Raw genomic sequence first — 15,917 nt, 5'->3', positions numbered from 1 at the left:
GAGGTGCGACCCGCCGGGGGCGGTGGTGGGAGCTCCTTCAGGGCTCAGCGGCCGGCCAGGCCGGTGCCGCCGAGGCGGGTCAGCAGGGACGACAGCAGTGCGATGTCGTCGCCGCTCCACCCGGGCGCGGCGAAGATCTCGCCGGCGGTCTCCTCCGCCGTGGCGAGCATGTCCCGCAGTCGCCGCCGGCCCGTCGCGGTCAGTGCCGCGTGGGCCACGCGCGCGTCCCGGGCATCCGCCTCCCGCGTCACCAGCCCGATCCGCTCCAGCGGAGCCAGCCCGCGGGTGACCCCGGAGGCCGTCAGGCCCAGTGCCTCGGCCAGGTCGACCCGGCGCATGCGGCCGCCGGGCGCCTGTTCCAGCCGTAGCAGCAGGGTGAAGTCGGCGAGGCTGGCGCCGTGCAGCCCGCTGAGCCGGGAGTCCAGGCGCCGCACGAGCGCGGCCTGGGCCCGGACCAGCCGCAGGACCGCGTCGAGGGGCTCACTCATCGCCGCGGCCCACCGCCCGCCCCGGTCTCCTTCGGCACGGCCTGGTCCTCACCAGCTTCATTGCCACCTCCTTGCTTCATTGCCACCTCCTTGAGTGCTCAAGTTTATGCGCCGTTCGAACGTGCGGCGCGTCGCTGCCGCTTGCCCATCGGCGCCTGGGAAAGATCCTCGGCCGAAGAACGCAGGTTCTTGAAGCCGTAGCCGCGCTCGGTCAGCCAGGCCTTCGCCGCGTCCTCGGCCCGCTCGGCCGCCTCCAGGACGTCCTCCTCTTCCTCCCCGGTGTCGCTGAAGCGGAAGACGAAGGCCGGCCGGGCGGCGATGTCGTAGGTGAGGCTGCCCTCGGGCGTGAACGCGGCGCGCAGCACGTCGTGTTCGGCGGCGTCCGCCAGCAGCGCGCTCCGCTGCTCGGCGGTGAGGCCGTCGAAGGCGCCGCGCACGGTGATACGGAAGGTTCGAGTGGTCATTCGCCGACCTTAGGCACGGCAGGCCCGCCGCCTCCACCGGGTTTTCCGGGACCCGTGGGCTCCCCGCTCGGTGCCGCTCGGTGCCGCTCCGGGCGCAACGGTGCTGCCGGGGCGGCGGGCTCGCGTCCGGGTCGCGCCCGGTCGGGCTGTCGCGGACCGTGCCCGCTCCCGTACAGTCCGTGCTGCCGGTGCTCCGTACCGGCCGAGTCCGGCGGTCGACCAGGAGAAGACACATGGACCTCGAAGCCGGTCCCGGCTCACTCCCCCGCGTTCCCGGTACCGGCCGGCCGGTACCCGAGGCCGAGTCCGCACTCGTCGAGCGGTGGCGTTCGGCGGGAGGCGAACTGGTCGAGCTGCTGTCCCAGGTGCGCCGGCGGTGCGGCGGCGTCGCCGCGTTCCGGCTCGGGCCGGTGCCCACCGTCCTCGTCACCGACCCCCAGGCGGTCCAGCACGTACTCGCCCGGCATCCGGAGCGGTACGTCAAGCGCTCCCACCGCGCCCGTCTGCTCATCGGCGACGGCGTCCTCGCCGCCACGGGCGCCGCGTGGAAGCGGCAACGCCGCCTGCTGCAGTCCCAGTTCACCGGCACCGGGATGCGCCGCTACGAACAGCGGATCAGCGAGGCCGCCCGGACCACCGCCAGACGCTGGGAAGAGTACGCCGGTACCGGGCAGACCTTCGACGTCGCCGAGGAGATGCGCCGTTTCGCCCTGGACGCCATCTGGCGCTCCCTCACCGGATACGCCATCGACGACGTGACCGAGCGCGAACTGGCCGCCGTGACCGCCGTGGCGGCCGTACTGCCGTCCCTGCCCGCGGACGTCACCGTCGCCGAGAAGGCCGTCGCCGCCGACCTCGCCCGGATCGACGCGGTCGCCCGGCACGCCATCGACGCCGCACGCGGCGGTGCCGCCGGCCCCGACGGTCCGGGCCTGCTGCACGTCCTGATCGATGCCGCCACCGAGCACCCGGAGTACACCGACCGACTGATCCGGGACGAGCTGGTCACGCTGCTCGCGGCCGGGCACGAGACCACCGCCACCACCCTGACCTGGCTCCACCTGCTCCTCGACCAGCACCCCGCCGCCCGCGAACAGGCCCTCGCCGCGGGTGCCGAAGGCTCGGCGCAGCGCCGACAGGCCATCCAGGCCCTGGTCCACGAGACGCTGCGGCTCTACCCGTCCGCCTGGATCCTGCCCCGCCACGCCACCGAGGAGGACACCCTCGGCGGCTACACCGTGGAAGCGGGCACCGACATCCTGATCTGCCCGTATCTCACGCATCGCGATCCCGGACTGTGGCGGGACCCGGAGCACTTCGACCCCCGGCGCTTCACCGTCCCGGACGGCCGGCCCGCCCACCCGGGCGGCTACCTCCCCTTCGGCATCGGTCCCCGCGCCTGCCTCGGCGTGCAGTTCGCGCTTCGCGAATCGACCGTCCTGCTCGAACACCTGCTTCCCGTGCACAGGCCGTCCTTCCGCTCCACCCCCACCAAGGCGCGGTACGGCATCACCGTCCGTCCCGACGGCCCCACGCCCGCAACCCTGGAGCCGTCACTGACCTGACGCGGATCCCGCAGCGGCGGTGGCACACGATGCGCGCCTAGGCTGGAGCCGTGCGGTACGTGGCGGTGAGTGCGCTGAGTCATCCGGGGCTGCTCCGCGAACGGAACGAGGACAGCCTCGTGATCGGGCCGTGGACCCTGTGCGCCACGGTGACGGAAAGTCCGCAGACCCTCGTCTTCCCGCTCGGGACGCCCCTGGTCGTCGCCGTCGCCGACGGGCTCGGCGGACACCCTGGCGGCGATGTGGCCAGCGCCCTGGCCGTGCGCCGGATCGCATCCGTCGGCCCCGCCCTGAGCAGCGACGACGCGGTCCGCGACGCCTTGAACGCCTGTAACCGGGCCGTGTACGAGGCCGCGGGCGGCGACACCGGAGGCGAGCTCGCCGCCATGGGCACGACGGTCGCCGGTGCCGTCCTGCGGCCCGACTCGCTCCTGGTGTTCAACGTGGGCGACAGCCGGGTCCTCGCGGCGACCCGTGACGGGCTGCACCAGGTGAGCGTCGACGACAGTCCCCCACTCGAACCCGGGCGTCGCACCACGTCCATCGTCACCCAGTGCCTGGGCGGCAGCGCCTCGTACCGCGCCATCCGCCCCCATGTGAGGGCCGAGCCCCTGTCCTCCGGCGACCGCTACCTCGTCTGCACCGACGGCCTCACCGATCCCGTGCCCCCGGAGGTGCTCGACGAGGTGATGCGGGAGCACGACGACGGCCGGGTGGCCTTCGAACTGTGGAAGGCCGCCATCGAGGCGGGCGGCCCCGACAACATCACGCTCGCGGTCGTACGCGTGCTGGATGCCTGAGGGGACGGAATCGACCTACGGTGGAGCCATGAGCGAGATCGTCGTCTACGAACTCGACAAGCCGGTGGCCACCCGTTCCTCCGCGGGGTCGGTGAGCGGTGGGGAACGGCGTGTCCGCAGGGTGCACGCGGCGCCGGCCGCCCCGGGCTCGCGCACCGTCGCGGGACCACGGACCCTTTGCGGCAAGGACACCTTCGCCATGGAGACGGCGCGCTGGGAACCCTCCGAACAGCCGGGAGCCCCCTGGTACCCGGCGGAGCACGCGTCCGTGGTCTGCCCGGAGTGCGCTGCCGTCATCGAGACATGACCGGGGACAGGGCTCTCCCGACACCGCCTACCCTTGACGCATGACCAGCAGCAGCGACCGGAGCCCCGCAGTGGACGTTCACGCCACCAAGAGTTACGAGATCCGCACCTACGGGTGCCAGATGAACGTCCACGATTCCGAGCGGTTGGCCGGACTGCTCGAAGAGGCCGGGTACGTGCGCGCCCCCGAGGGCTCGGACGGGGACGCCGACGTGGTCGTGTTCAACACCTGCGCCGTACGCGAGAACGCCGACAACCGGCTGTACGGCAACCTGGGCCGGCTCGCGCCGAAGAAGGCCTCGCGGCCCGGCATGCAGATCGCGGTCGGCGGCTGTCTCGCGCAGAAGGACCGCGACACCATCGTGAAGAAGGCGCCCTGGGTGGACGTCGTCTTCGGTACGCACAACATCGGCAAGCTGCCGGTCCTGCTGGAGCGCGCCCGCGTGCAGGAGGAGGCGCAGGTCGAGATCGCCGAGTCGCTGGAGGCCTTCCCGTCCACCCTGCCGACCCGGCGTGAGAGCGCCTACGCGGCCTGGGTGTCGATCTCCGTCGGCTGCAACAACACCTGCACCTTCTGCATCGTCCCCGCCCTGCGCGGCAAGGAGAAGGACCGCCGGCCCGGCGACGTCCTCGCCGAGGTCGAGGCGCTGGTGGCCGAGGGCGTCTCCGAGATCACGCTGCTCGGGCAGAACGTCAACGCCTACGGCTCCGACATCGGCGACCGCGAGGCCTTCAGCAAGCTGCTGCGCGCCTGCGGGAACGTCGAGGGCCTGGAGCGGGTCCGCTTCACCTCCCCGCACCCCCGTGACTTCACCGACGACGTCATCGCCGCCATGGCCGAGACCCCGAACGTGATGCCGCAGTTGCACATGCCGCTGCAGTCCGGCTCGGACACCGTGCTGAAGGCCATGCGCCGCTCCTACCGGCAGGAGCGTTACCTCGGGATCATCGAGAAGGTGCGGGCCGCCATCCCGCACGCGGCGATCACCACCGACATCATCGTGGGCTTCCCCGGCGAGACCGAGGAGGACTTCGAGCAGACGCTCCACGCCGTCCGCGAGGCGCGCTTCGCGCAGGCCTTCACCTTCCAGTACTCCAAGCGCCCGGGCACCCCGGCCGCGACCATGGAGAACCAGATCCCCAAGGAGGTCGTCCAGGCGCGCTACGAGCGGCTCGTGGCCCTCCAGGAGGACATCTCCTGGGAGGAGAACAAGAAGCAGGTCGGCCGCACGCTCGAGCTGATGGTCGCCGAGGGCGAGGGCCGCAAGGACGGCGCCACCCACCGGCTCTCCGGCCGCGCCCCGGACAACCGGCTGGTCCACTTCACCAAGCCGGAGCAGGAGGTCCGCCCGGGTGACGTGGTCACCGTGGAGGTGACGTACGCCGCCCCGCACCACCTCCTCGCCGAGGGCCCCGTCCTCGCCGTGCGCCGCACGCGCGCGGGCGACGCCTGGGAGAAGCGCAACGCCGCGGAGGCCGCCAAGCCGGTGGGCGTGATGCTGGGCCTGCCCAGGATCGGGGTGCCCGAGCCCCTGCCGGTCGCCACGGGAAGCGGCTGCGGCTGCGACTGACGGCCTTCCCCACAGGCCGGGCGCTGTCGTCCGCGTCCTGGGGGTGAACGGTCCGGCCGACGTGCTCAGCGACGGCCGGGCCGGCCGTCGTACGGCGTACCCTGCCGATCATGCTTGTCGCCGCCGCAGTCTGTCCCTGCCCTCCGCTGCTCGTGCCCGAGGTCGCCGCGGGTGCCGCTCCCGAGATGGATGCCGCGCGCTCGGCCTGCGCCGACGCGCTCGGTGTGCTCGCCGCCGCCCGCCCGGACCTCCTGGTCGTCGTCGGTCCCGCGGAGCAGAGCGGGCGCGGTTCGTTCCCGCAGGGCGCCCCGGGATCCTTCCGGGGGTTCGGGGTCGACCGCGACGTACGCCTCGGGACCGCGACGGACACCGTCGGCGGGCGGGAACTGCCGCCCTCGCTGGCGGTCGGTGCCTGGCTGCTGGAGCGGACCGGCTGGGCGGACGCCCCCATCGAGGGACTCGGTGTCGGGGAACCGCTGCCGCCCGAGCGGTGCATCGAGATCGGCCGGCAGATCGGCGCCCGGGCCGGGCGGGTGGCGCTGCTGGTGATGGGAGACGCCAGCGCGTGCCGCACGGTCAAGGCGCCGGGTTACCTGGACGAGCGGGCGGCACCCTTCGACGCGGAGGTCGCCAGGGCGCTGGGCGCGGCGGACGTGGCAGCCGTCCGGGCGCTCGACGCCGAGCTGGCGCAGGAACTGAAGGCCTCCGGCCGGGCGCCCTGGCAGGTCCTGGCCGGCGCCGCCGAGGGCGCGGACCTCAGCGGCGCACTGCTGTACGAGGACGCGCCGTACGGCGTGGGGTATCTGGTGGCCACCTGGTCCTAGTGCCCGGTCCGTCCTGGTGCCCGGTCCCCCGGTCCCGGTGCCACTGGGTGCGCGAAACGGCGGACGGCCGGGAGCCGCTGGCTCCGCGACCGTCCGCCGATCCGCATGCCGTCCAGGAACTCAGGAAGCCGGTGGCGGGCCCTTTGGCCGGGTGGGCGCCGCCGGATCGCCGGTGGCCGTGCCCGGGCCGGGACCCTCCTTGTGGGCGAGACGGTCGACCGCGTGCTTGGCCTTGCCGGTGCCGGCCTGGATCCGGTCGCTGTACTTGCCCTTGGTGCGCTCGTCCACAGCCTTCGCGGCCTTGTCGAGACCGTGCTGGACCTTGCCCCCGTGCTGTCGCGCGAGGTCCGACACCTTGTCCCTGGCCGGGCCGAGCTTGGCCTTCATGTTGTCCAACACACCCATGGTCCACCTTCCCTCTCGGGGCCGTTACCTGCGGGCGCCCTCGCCGGCCTCGTTGTCGGCGGCCTCCTCGGCCGACTGCTGCTCGGGGATGCCGGAGGCCTCGGACGCGTCGTCCGCGGAGGTGTCCGACGGGGCCCCGTCCTCGCTTCCGTCGTCGGCCGGTCCCTGCGTCCCGGCCGACCCGGCCGTCTTCGCCGACCCGCCGGTCTTCGCCTCCGCCGACTCCGTCTCCGCCGCCTCGGCCCCTCCCGGCTCGCTGCCGGCCTGCGCCTCGGCGTCCGACGCCTCCGGAGTCGCCTTCGACCTGCCAAGGAGTCGTGCAAAAACGCCCATATCCACTCCATACGGTACTCGTGCGGGCGAATTCCCGCGTTACCCGGTGCGTACAGTTGCGCCGCCCGGGTCACCGCCCTCCGTTGGTCCGGACGGCGGTATCTCGCCACGGGCAACGACCCGGAACCCCCTGTGTCACGTAACTCGTTCGAGGCACCACCGGGAGGTTTGCGAGACTGGTGCGGTGAGCAGTGCATCCTCGACCCCCCGCGTCATCGCCGTCGTCGGACCCACCGCGGCCGGAAAGTCTGATCTCGGCGTCTTCCTGGCCCAGCAGCTCGGCGGGGAGGTCGTCAACGCCGACTCCATGCAGCTGTACGAGGGGATGGACATCGGCACCGCCAAGCTGACGCCCGAGGAGCGCGGCGGCATCCCGCACCACCTGCTGGACATCTGGGACGTGACCGTCACCGCCTCCGTCGCCGAGTACCAGAAACTGGCCCGCGCCCGGATCGACGCACTGCTCGCCGAGGGCCGCTGGCCGATCCTGGTCGGCGGCTCCGGTCTGTACGTCCGCGGGGCCGTCGACAACCTCGAGTTCCCCGGCACCGACCCCGATGTCCGGGCCCGCCTGGAGGAGGAGCTCGCGCTGCGCGGCTCGGGTGCGCTGCACGCCCGCCTGGCCGCCGCCGATCCGGAGGCCGCCCGTGCGATCCTGCCGAGCAACGGGCGCCGTATCGTCCGGGCGCTGGAGGTGATCGAGATCACCGGCCGGCCCTTCACCGCCAACCTGCCCGGCCACGACTCCGTCTACGACACCGTCCAGATCGGAGTAGACGTGGCCCGTCCGGAGCTGGACGAGCGCATCGCACGCCGCGTCGACCGGATGTGGGAGGCGGGCCTCGTGGACGAGGTGCGCGCGCTGGAGGCGCAGGGGTTGCGCGAGGGGCGCACTGCGTCGCGTGCGCTGGGTTACCAGCAGGTGCTCGCGGCGCTCGCCGGAGAGTGCACCGAAGCGGAAGCGCGGGCCGAGACCGTACGCGCGACGAAGCGCTTCGCGCGCCGTCAGGATTCGTGGTTCAGGCGCGATCCCCGGGTGCACTGGTTGAGTGGGGCGGTGACGAATCGTGGGGAACTTCCGCGGTTGGCCCTGGCGTTGGTCGAACGACCGGTTACAGCCTGATCACGTCATGGCATCGGGATGCGCCGCCGGTCATCGCGGCCTTCGGTGCCGTGCCATCATCGAGCTTCGATCGACCAAGTGGAGCCTAGTTGGGAGGGCGCGTGGCGATGGAGGCCGGCCCTCGCGACACCGCACAAAGTGCCGAGCACGTCACCACCGACGGTGACGAACCGGAGCCGTGCGGGGACCGCCCGACCGACGACTGCCTCGTCGAGGACCGTCTCACCGAGGAACGTCCGACCGGAGAGCATCGGAACGGCAGCCTCCCGGGTGAGGACCGGCTGCCTGAGAGCCGTCGCGCGGACGAGCGGCCGGGGGAGGAACGCCGCACGGCGGGCCGCCTCACCGGGGGCCGGCTCATCGAGGAGCGGCCGGCCGGACGCCGTCCCGGGTGGCGACGGCCGACCGAGGAGCGCCTCACCGAGGAGCCTCTCTCCGAAGCCCGGCTGACCGACGACGGCCCCGAGGAGACGCCGGACGGCGTGACCGCCGACGGGCCGGAGCCCGAGGAGATGTACCCGGGCGGTGAGGAGGTCGAGGTCGAGCTGCGCCCGCAGCGCAGGCTGCGTCTCTGGCAACTAGCGCCCATCGTCGGACTGTCCGCCGTCGGCTCCCTGATGTTCGCCTTCCCGCTCGCCTTCGACTTCGGCGACAGCGGCGCGGTGATCGCCATGCTGGGCCTGCTGATCTGCTTCTGCGCCGCCGGCTGGGGCATGATGGCCGCCCGCCGGGTGGGCCACACCTGGCCCGGGCTCCCGGCACGCGGCTCGGGCCGCCGCCCCGACTGGCGGGTCGTGCTCGCCTACGTCCTGCTGGTGGCGGTCGTCGTGGTCCTCGCCGTATGGCGAGTGGCACGGCTGCGCTGAAGCGCCCCGCGGGGGCGCGCGGAACAGCGCGATCAACCCCCACGTGCCCGCACCGTCCCACCGCTCAGCACCGCCCCGTCCCTTCGGCCGGCCCGGCGGAGCGCTCCCGTACGATCGAGGAATGAGCACACGGATCGCCTTCCTCAAGGGTCACGGCACCGAGAACGACTTCGTGATCCTCCCGGACCCGGAGAACGCCCTCGACCCGAGCCCGGCCGCCGTCGCGGCGCTGTGCGACCGCCGGGCCGGTATCGGCGGTGACGGTGTGCTGCACGTGGTGCGCTCCGCGGCGCATCCGGAGGCGCGGGCCATGGCGGCCGAGGCCGAATGGTTCATGGACTACCGCAACGGCGACGGCTCGGTCGCCGAGATGTGCGGCAACGGAGTCCGGGTCTTCGCCCGCTACCTCCAGCACGCCGGACACGTGGGCGAAGGCGACCTCGCGATCGCCACGCGCGCGGGCGTGAAGACGGTCCACATCGCGAAGGACGGTGACATCACCGTCGGTATGGGCCGCGCCCGCCTGCCGGAGGGCGAGGTCACGGTGAGCGTCGGCGAGCACATCTGGCCCGCGCGCAACGTGAACATGGGCAACCCGCACGCGGTCGCGTTCGTCGACGACCTCGCGCAGGCCGGCAACCTCTACGACCCGCCGCCGTTCAGCCCGGCCGCCGCCTATCCCGACGGGGTCAACGTCGAGTTCGTGGTCGACCGCGGCCCCCACCACGTCGCCATGCGCGTGCACGAGCGCGGCTCCGGCGAGACCCGCTCGTGCGGCACCGGCGCGTGCGCCGTCGCCGTGGCCACCGCCCGGCGTGACGGCGCCGACCCGGCCGTCACCGGAACCCCGGCCACGTACACCGTCGACCTGCCCGGCGGGCGCCTGGTCATCACCGAACACCCCGACGGCGAGATCGAGATGACCGGACCCGCCGTGATCGTCGCGGAGGGCGAGATCGACGGCGAATGGCTGGAAAACGCGGTCCGCTGACCCGGCGAGAGTACGAGGAAAACGCCCCGCGGCTCCTGGATCAGGGGTTTCCGGTGATCGGCGGCTCTCGAAACCGCAGGCGACACCGGGGCATGTGGCGCAAACCCTAAACCTCTTTTTCGTCGCTCGAATGGGTGATCCGTTTCACGCTCGGCGAGAGGCGGTCGGTCGGGCGTGGTGGGCTCGGTAGCATCAAGCACCGGCACGGACGGGGGAACGTCGCCATCCCTGAGCCGCGTACGCCCTGGGGCCCCCGTCCGCCGGTCCACGAGCCGGAGGTGCCCATGAGTGCGGAGGCCACGAACCCTGCGACCCCTGGCCCGGTAGCGCCCACGGCGTCCGCGGCGGCCACCGCTCCCGCGGTGCCCAGGGCGGACCGCAGGAAGTCCCGGCCCCGGATCGACCTGCGCAGGCTCGGCCGGGCGGCTCTGCTCGGGCCCGCCGTCCGCGACAAGCTGCCCGACGCGATCGGCCACGTCGTGGAGGCGCACCGCGCCCACCACCCCGACGCGGACCTCGACCCGCTGCGCCGCGCCTACGTCCTCGCGGAGTCCTCGCACCGCGGCCAGATGCGCAAGAGCGGTGAACCGTACATCACCCACCCGCTCGCCGTGACGCTCATCCTCGCCGAACTCGGCGCCGAGACCACGACCTTGACCGCCTCCCTGCTCCACGACACCGTCGAGGACACCGACGTGACGCTGGATCAGGTGCGGGAACAGTTCGGCGAGGAGGTTCGTTATCTCGTCGACGGTGTGACGAAACTGGAGAAGGTCGACTACGGGGCCGCCGCCGAGCCGGAGACCTTCCGCAAGATGCTCGTCGCCACCGGCAGTGACGTGCGCGTGATGTCGATCAAACTCGCCGACCGCCTGCACAACATGCGCACGCTCGGCGTCATGCGCCCCGAGAAACAGGCGCGGATCGCCAAGGTCACCCGGGACGTCCTCATCCCGCTCGCCGAACGCCTCGGCGTGCAGGCCCTGAAGACCGAGATGGAGGACCTGGTCTTCGCCATCCTCCACCCCGAGGAGTACGAGCACACACGGGACCTGATCGCGCGCAACGCCGCCCGCCCGGACGACCCGCTCGCCGAGGTCGCCGACGAGATGCGCGGCGTGCTGCGCGAGGCCGACATCCAGGCCGAAGTCCTCATCAGGCCCCGGCACTTCGTCTCCGTCCACCGCGTGGCCCGCAAGCGCGGCCGGCTGCGTGGCACCGACTTCGGCCGCCTGCTCGTGCTGGTCGCCGAGGACGCGGACTGTTACGGCGTCCTAGGCGAACTGCACACCTGCATGACGCCGGTCGTCTCGGAGTTCAAGGACTTCATCGCCGTACCGAAGTTCAACCTCTACCAGTCGCTGCACACCGCCGTCGCCCGCCCCGACGGCCAGGTCGTCGAGGTCCTCATCCGCACCCACCAGATGCACAAGGTCGCCGAGGCCGGCGTCGTCGCCCTCGGCAACCCGTACGCCCCGGCGTCCGACGCCCCCGCCTCCGACACCCCCGCCGACGGCGAGCGCGCCGACCCCACCCGCCCCGGCTGGCTCTCCCGCCTCCTCGACTGGCAGCAGGCCGCGCCCGACCCCGACACCTTCTGGTCCACGCTGCGAGAGGACCTCGCCCAGGACCGCGAGATCGCCGTCTTCCGCCCCGACGGCGGCACCCTCGGCCTGCCCGAGGGCGCCACCTGCGTGGACGCCGCGTACGCGCAGTACGGCGAGGACGCGCACGCCTGCATCGGTGCCCGCGTCAACGGTCGCCTGGCCACGCTCAGCACCGTCCTGAAGGACGGCGACACCGTGCAGCTCCTCATGGGCCAGGACCCTGCCTCCGAGCCGTCCCGTGAATGGCTGGAACACGCCCACACCCCGGCCGCCCGCATCGCCATCCAGCGCTGGCTTGCGACGCACCCCGGCGGCGGTACCGGCACGGAGGAGATGGCCGGCACGCGCCCCGAACCCACCGACGGCACCGCCCCCGCGCGGCGCAGCGAGGCCGAGCGGAGCACCGCCGCGCCCCGCCGCGCGGGCCCGGCCCCCGCCGGGGGCGCCCCCGCGGAGCGCCCCCGTGGCGCCGACGTCCTCGTGGACCGGCCGGGGGTCTCCGTACGGCTCGCCGGGTGCTGTACGCCCGTGCCGCCGGACGAGATCACCGGCTTCGTGGTGCGCGGGGGAGCGGTGACCGTGCACCGGGTGGAGTGCGCCGCGGTCGCGCACATGAACAGCCGGGGGCGCACGGAGGTCGCCGTGCGCTGGGGAGACACCTCCGAGTGCCGGGTCACGCTGGTCGCTGAATCGTTCGGCCGTCCGCATCTGCTCGCCGACCTCACCGAGGCGATCTCCTCGGCGGGCGCCGACATCGTCTCGGCGACCGTGGAGCCGCCCGCCCAGCAGCGGGTACGGCACACGTACACCCTCCTGCTCCCCGACGCGGCGCGCCTCCCGGCCCTGATGCGCGCCATGCGGGACGTCCCGGGCGTGTACGACGTGGCCCGCGCCCAGCCCCAGGCCCCGGCCTCCGCGGGGCGCCAGGTGTGACCGACGGGCGCGGTCTCCCGGCGGTCCGGTCCTCCCGCCCGGCCGCCGGCCGGTGGGCCGGCGTTGCGGGGCGGCGCCGACCGCTCGGTCGGGCTCCGTTCTGTCGGAGCCCCGTTCTGTCGCAGCCCCGTTCGGTCGGACCCTGTTCGGTCAGAGCCGGCTGCATCGATCGGAAGAGTGCCGCACGGGCATCAGCAGCCTCCGGACCGTACCCGTTCGGGTGGGCCGGGCGCGCGTCGCCGTCGTCAGGCGGGAGCGCACTGGTAGCGGTGGTGCATGCTGCTCACCCCCCGCGCCCGCTCCCAGGCCCGGACCGCGCAGTCCGGGACCACGCAGTCCCGGACCCGGCCCAGGATCCCCCGGCACCGGAAGGCGGCCCTGCTCGCCTCCGCAGTCGCCGTCTGCCTCCTCGCCGCCGCGGCCCCGCCCGAGCCCCTCGGCATCGGCGACCGGCTCTACCCGTACCTGGGCAACCCGGGCTATGACGTGGCGTCGTACGACCTGTCCTTCACCTATCCCGGCAGCAACGACAAACCCCTTCAGGCCGTCACCACCATCGACGCCTGGACCACCGCCGACCTGGACCGGATCAACCTGGACTTCGCGCACGGCACCGTGCAGTCCGTCCAGGTCGACGGGCGTCCCGCCGACTTCGCCAGCGCCGGCGAGGACCTGGTCGTGACCCCGGAACACGCCCTCGCGAAGGGCGACTGGACCCGGATCACCGTGAGGCACACCAGCGATCCCGAAGGCGCCAAGGACCAGGACGGCGGCTGGGTGCGCACCTCCGACGGACTCGCCATGGCCAACCAGGCCGACGCCGCCCACCTGGTCTTCCCGTGCAACGACCACCCGTCCGACAAGGCGCGCTTCACCTTCCACATCACCGCCCCGAACGGCTACACCGTCGTCGCCAACGGTCTGCCCGCCGGAGTCCGGCGTGTCGGCACCACCACCACCTGGACCTACCGCAGCCGGCACCCCATGGCCACCGAACTCGCCCAGGTGTCCATCGGCCGCTCCACCGTGCTGCACCGCGAGGGACCGCACGGCCTGCCCGTCCGCGACGTCGTGCCCAGCGCCGACGCCAAGGCCCTCGAACCGTGGCTCGCCAAGACCCCGGACCAGATCGCCTGGATGGAGAGCAAGGTCGGGACGTTCCCCTTCGAGACCTACGGCGTGCTCATGGCACAGGCCTCCACCGGCTTCGAACTGGAGACGCAGACCCTCTCGCTCTTCGAGAAGAACCTGTTCACCGAGCCCGCCTACCCCAAGTGGTACGTCGAGTCGATCCTGGTGCACGAGCTGTCCCACCAGTGGTTCGGCGACAGCGTCAGCCCCCGCACCTGGTCCGACGTCTGGCTGAACGAGGGGCACGCCACCTGGTACGAGGCGCTGTACGCCGAGGAGACCGCACACCGGCCCATGGTGAACCGGATGAAGAGCGCGTACGCCGCCTCCGACGGCTGGCGTGCGGCCGGCGGCCCGCCCGGCCTGCCCAAGGCGCCCGCGCCCGGCCAGAAGGTCAGCCTCTTCCGGCCCAACATCTACGACGGCGCGGCGCTGGTGCTCTACGCCCTGAGGCAGGAGATCGGCCGCTCGGCCTTCGAGCGGCTGGAGCGGACGTGGGTCCGGGAACACCGGGATTCCACGGCAGGCACCGCCGACTTCGTCCGGCTGGCCTCGACGGTCTCCGGCCGCGACCTGAGCGGCTTCTTCAAGGCCTGGCTGTACGGCGAGAAGACCCCGCCGATGCCCGGTCACCCGGACTGGAAGGCGTCGAAATCCACGAAGTCGGGGAAGCCGGGCCGGAAGCCGTCGGGCCCGGCCCCATCGGCGAAGCCGGCCAGGCAGCGGACCCGATAAGGCGGTGACGAGACGTGCCGCCTCGTGCGACCATCTTCGGGTCGGCGCGAGACGGGACACGGGAATCTCCCGGGGTATTCGTACGTTGACCAAGACGTGCGGTCCCCCCGGACCGCCGTACCGGCGCCGTAACGGCATCCCATCGACGTAAGGATCCAATGACCTCCTCTTCTTCCGCTTCCCAGGACGCCAAGCGCCTCGCGCACGCCTATCCCGAGGGTCTTCGGGCCGATGCCCTGATGGAAGAGGACGTCGCCTGGAGCCACGAGATCGACGGCGAGCGGGACGGCGAACAGTTCGACCGCTCCGAGCGCGCGGCCCTGCGCCGCGTGGTGGGGCTGTCCACCGAGCTGGAGGACGTCACCGAGGTCGAGTACCGGCAGCTCCGCCTGGAGCGGGTCGTGCTCGTCGGGGTGTGGACCACCGGCACCGCCCAGGACGCCGACAACTCCCTGGCGGAGCTCGCCGCCCTCGCGGAGACCGCGGGCGCCCTCGTGCTCGACGGCGTGATCCAGCGCCGCGACAAGCCCGACGCGGCCACCTACATCGGCTCCGGCAAGGCTGCCGAGCTGCGTGACATCGTCCTCGAGACCGGCGCGGACACCGTCATCTGCGACGGTGAGCTGAGCCCGGGCCAGCTGATCCAGCTGGAGGACGTCGTCAAGGTCAAGGTCATCGACCGTACGGCCCTGATCCTGGACATCTTCGCCCAGCACGCCAAGTCCCGGGAGGGCAAGGCACAGGTCGCGCTCGCCCAGATGCAGTACATGCTGCCCAGGCTCCGCGGCTGGGGTCAGTCGCTGTCCCGGCAGATGGGTGGCGGTCGCGGCGGCCTCGCCACACGTGGCCCCGGTGAGACCAAGATCGAGACCGACCGGCGACGGATCCGCGAGAAGATGGCGAAGATGCGCCGGGAGATCGCGGAGATGAAGACCGGCCGCGAGGTCAAGCGCCAGGAGCGCCGCCGCAACAAGGTGCCGTCCGTCGCCATCGCGGGCTACACCAACGCCGGCAAGTCCTCCCTGCTCAACCGCCTCACCGGCGCCGGCGTCCTGGTCGAGAACGCCCTGTTCGCGACCCTGGACCCGACCGTCCGCCGGGCGGAGACGCCGAGCGGCCGGCTGTACACGCTGGCGGACACCGTCGGCTTCGTACGCCACCTGCCGCACCACCTGGTCGAGGCCTTCCGTTCCACGATGGAGGAGGTCGGCGACTCCGACCTCATCCTGCACGTGGTGGACGGCTCGCACCCGAACCCGGAGGAGCAGCTCGCCGCCGTGCGCGAGGTGATCCGGGACGTCGGCGCCACCGACGTGCCCGAGATCGTCGTGATCAACAAGGCGGACGCGGCCGACCCGCTGGTCCTCCAGCGGCTGCTCCGGATCGAGAAGCGCTCCATCGCGGTCTCGGCCCGCACCGGCCGGGGCATCCAGGAGCTGCTCGGCCTCATCGACAACGAGCTGCCGCGCCCGTCGGTCGAGATCGAGGCGCTCGTGCCCTACACGCACGGCAAGCTCGTCGCCCGCGCCCACACCGAGGGCGAGGTGATCTCCGAGGAGCACACCGCGGAGGGCACCCTGCTCAAGGTCCGGGTGCACGAGGAACTCGCGGCGGACCTGGCGCCGTACGTACCGGTGTCCGCGCTCTGACCCCCGCTCGTGCGCAAGGCCCGCTCCCCGAGCTTCCGTTCTAGTGGTCGTCGCAACACCCCAGTTCAGGGGATGCGATGGACTTCGAGATTCGGAAGGTGCGGAGCCCTCAGGGCCGCAAGAAGC

15 protein-coding genes are annotated in these 15,917 nt (G+C 72.6%); 11 read left to right on the top strand and 4 right to left on the bottom strand.

Annotated elements, in window-relative coordinates:
* Positions 1-44: 44 nt before the first annotated feature.
* Both ABZ919_RS37855 and ABZ919_RS37850 read right to left on the bottom strand, forming a co-directional pair.
* Positions 45-488, bottom strand: a complete 444-nt coding sequence (locus ABZ919_RS37855; protein ID WP_361257653.1) for a MarR family transcriptional regulator — start codon at positions 486-488, stop codon at positions 45-47.
* A gap of 104 nt (positions 489-592) precedes the next feature.
* Positions 593-952: a DUF6204 family protein gene (locus tag ABZ919_RS37850; protein WP_361257650.1), complete on the bottom strand. Its 360-nt coding sequence runs from the start codon at positions 950-952 to the stop codon at positions 593-595.
* Between the two features lie 233 nt (positions 953-1,185).
* Here ABZ919_RS37850 and ABZ919_RS37845 point away from each other — a divergent pair, with 233 nt between their 5' ends.
* From ABZ919_RS37845 to ABZ919_RS37825, 5 genes are all read left to right on the top strand, one after another.
* Positions 1,186-2,517: a cytochrome P450 gene (locus ABZ919_RS37845; protein WP_361257647.1), complete on the top strand. Its 1,332-nt coding sequence runs from the start codon at positions 1,186-1,188 to the stop codon at positions 2,515-2,517.
* 50 nt (positions 2,518-2,567) lie between these two features.
* Positions 2,568-3,317: a PP2C family serine/threonine-protein phosphatase gene (locus tag ABZ919_RS37840; protein WP_361257644.1), complete on the top strand. Its 750-nt coding sequence runs from the start codon at positions 2,568-2,570 to the stop codon at positions 3,315-3,317.
* Positions 3,318-3,345: 28 nt separating this feature from the next.
* A complete protein-coding gene (locus ABZ919_RS37835) occupies positions 3,346-3,624 on the top strand; it encodes a hypothetical protein (protein WP_361257641.1) in 279 nt (92 codons plus the stop codon).
* A gap of 40 nt (positions 3,625-3,664) precedes the next feature.
* Positions 3,665-5,194 carry a tRNA (N6-isopentenyl adenosine(37)-C2)-methylthiotransferase MiaB gene (miaB, locus tag ABZ919_RS37830; RefSeq protein WP_361257638.1) on the top strand — a complete coding sequence of 510 codons (1,530 nt, stop codon included), beginning with the start codon at positions 3,665-3,667 and terminating at the stop codon, positions 5,192-5,194.
* Positions 5,195-5,304: 110 nt separating this feature from the next.
* The gene (locus tag ABZ919_RS37825; protein ID WP_361257635.1) at positions 5,305-6,018 is read left to right on the top strand and encodes a class III extradiol dioxygenase subunit B-like domain-containing protein; all 714 of its coding nucleotides are present in this window, start codon (positions 5,305-5,307) and stop codon (positions 6,016-6,018) included.
* Between the two features lie 120 nt (positions 6,019-6,138).
* On the opposite strand, the gene ABZ919_RS37820 is transcribed toward ABZ919_RS37825, so the two are convergent.
* Together ABZ919_RS37820 and ABZ919_RS37815 are read right to left on the bottom strand one after the other, a co-directional pair.
* The gene (locus ABZ919_RS37820) at positions 6,139-6,423 is read right to left on the bottom strand and encodes an antitoxin (RefSeq protein WP_361257632.1); all 285 of its coding nucleotides are present in this window, start codon (positions 6,421-6,423) and stop codon (positions 6,139-6,141) included.
* A gap of 24 nt (positions 6,424-6,447) precedes the next feature.
* Positions 6,448-6,756 carry a hypothetical protein gene (locus ABZ919_RS37815; RefSeq protein ID WP_361257629.1) on the bottom strand — a complete coding sequence of 103 codons (309 nt, stop codon included), beginning with the start codon at positions 6,754-6,756 and terminating at the stop codon, positions 6,448-6,450.
* 184 nt (positions 6,757-6,940) lie between these two features.
* On the opposite strand from ABZ919_RS37815, the gene miaA reads away from it, so the two are divergent.
* From miaA to hflX, 6 genes are all read left to right on the top strand, one after another.
* Positions 6,941-7,879: a tRNA (adenosine(37)-N6)-dimethylallyltransferase MiaA gene (miaA, locus tag ABZ919_RS37810; RefSeq protein WP_361257626.1), complete on the top strand. Its 939-nt coding sequence runs from the start codon at positions 6,941-6,943 to the stop codon at positions 7,877-7,879.
* Between the two features lie 281 nt (positions 7,880-8,160).
* A complete protein-coding gene (locus ABZ919_RS37805; RefSeq protein WP_361257763.1) occupies positions 8,161-8,745 on the top strand; it encodes a hypothetical protein in 585 nt (194 codons plus the stop codon).
* A 121-nt stretch (positions 8,746-8,866) separates the two neighbouring features.
* Positions 8,867-9,736: a diaminopimelate epimerase gene (dapF, locus tag ABZ919_RS37800; protein ID WP_361257623.1), complete on the top strand. Its 870-nt coding sequence runs from the start codon at positions 8,867-8,869 to the stop codon at positions 9,734-9,736.
* 284 nt (positions 9,737-10,020) lie between these two features.
* Positions 10,021-12,276, top strand: coding sequence for an HD domain-containing protein (locus ABZ919_RS37795; protein WP_361257620.1), 2,256 nt, complete (start codon positions 10,021-10,023; stop codon positions 12,274-12,276).
* A gap of 276 nt (positions 12,277-12,552) precedes the next feature.
* Positions 12,553-14,142, top strand: coding sequence for a M1 family metallopeptidase (locus ABZ919_RS37790; protein WP_361257617.1), 1,590 nt, complete (start codon positions 12,553-12,555; stop codon positions 14,140-14,142).
* Between the two features lie 158 nt (positions 14,143-14,300).
* Positions 14,301-15,791 (top strand): GTPase HflX, encoded by a 1,491-nt coding sequence (hflX, locus tag ABZ919_RS37785; protein WP_361257614.1) that lies wholly within the window; start codon positions 14,301-14,303, stop codon positions 15,789-15,791.
* Positions 15,792-15,917: the final 126 nt, after the last annotated feature.

Source organism: Streptomyces sp. NPDC046759 (assembly GCF_040645475.1).
Classification (GTDB): domain Bacteria; phylum Actinomycetota; class Actinomycetes; order Streptomycetales; family Streptomycetaceae; genus Streptomyces.
Note: the sequence above shows the minus strand (reverse complement) of the source record. Positions and strands in the feature narration are given on the sequence as shown.

Coding starts and splice junctions, on each gene's coding strand:
- ABZ919_RS37855 (WP_361257653.1), bottom strand. CDS start 488: ATGAGTGAGCCCCTCGACGCGGTCCTGCGGCTGGTCCGGGCCCAGGCC.
- ABZ919_RS37850 (WP_361257650.1), bottom strand. CDS start 952: ATGACCACTCGAACCTTCCGTATCACCGTGCGCGGCGCCTTCGACGGC.
- ABZ919_RS37845 (WP_361257647.1), top strand. CDS start 1,186: ATGGACCTCGAAGCCGGTCCCGGCTCACTCCCCCGCGTTCCCGGTACC.
- ABZ919_RS37835 (WP_361257641.1), top strand. CDS start 3,346: ATGAGCGAGATCGTCGTCTACGAACTCGACAAGCCGGTGGCCACCCGT.
- miaB (WP_361257638.1), top strand. CDS start 3,665: ATGACCAGCAGCAGCGACCGGAGCCCCGCAGTGGACGTTCACGCCACC.
- ABZ919_RS37825 (WP_361257635.1), top strand. CDS start 5,305: ATGCTTGTCGCCGCCGCAGTCTGTCCCTGCCCTCCGCTGCTCGTGCCC.
- ABZ919_RS37820 (WP_361257632.1), bottom strand. CDS start 6,423: ATGGGTGTGTTGGACAACATGAAGGCCAAGCTCGGCCCGGCCAGGGAC.
- ABZ919_RS37815 (WP_361257629.1), bottom strand. CDS start 6,756: ATGGGCGTTTTTGCACGACTCCTTGGCAGGTCGAAGGCGACTCCGGAG.
- dapF (WP_361257623.1), top strand. CDS start 8,867: ATGAGCACACGGATCGCCTTCCTCAAGGGTCACGGCACCGAGAACGAC.
- ABZ919_RS37795 (WP_361257620.1), top strand. CDS start 10,021: ATGAGTGCGGAGGCCACGAACCCTGCGACCCCTGGCCCGGTAGCGCCC.
- ABZ919_RS37790 (WP_361257617.1), top strand. CDS start 12,553: ATGCTGCTCACCCCCCGCGCCCGCTCCCAGGCCCGGACCGCGCAGTCC.
- hflX (WP_361257614.1), top strand. CDS start 14,301: ATGACCTCCTCTTCTTCCGCTTCCCAGGACGCCAAGCGCCTCGCGCAC.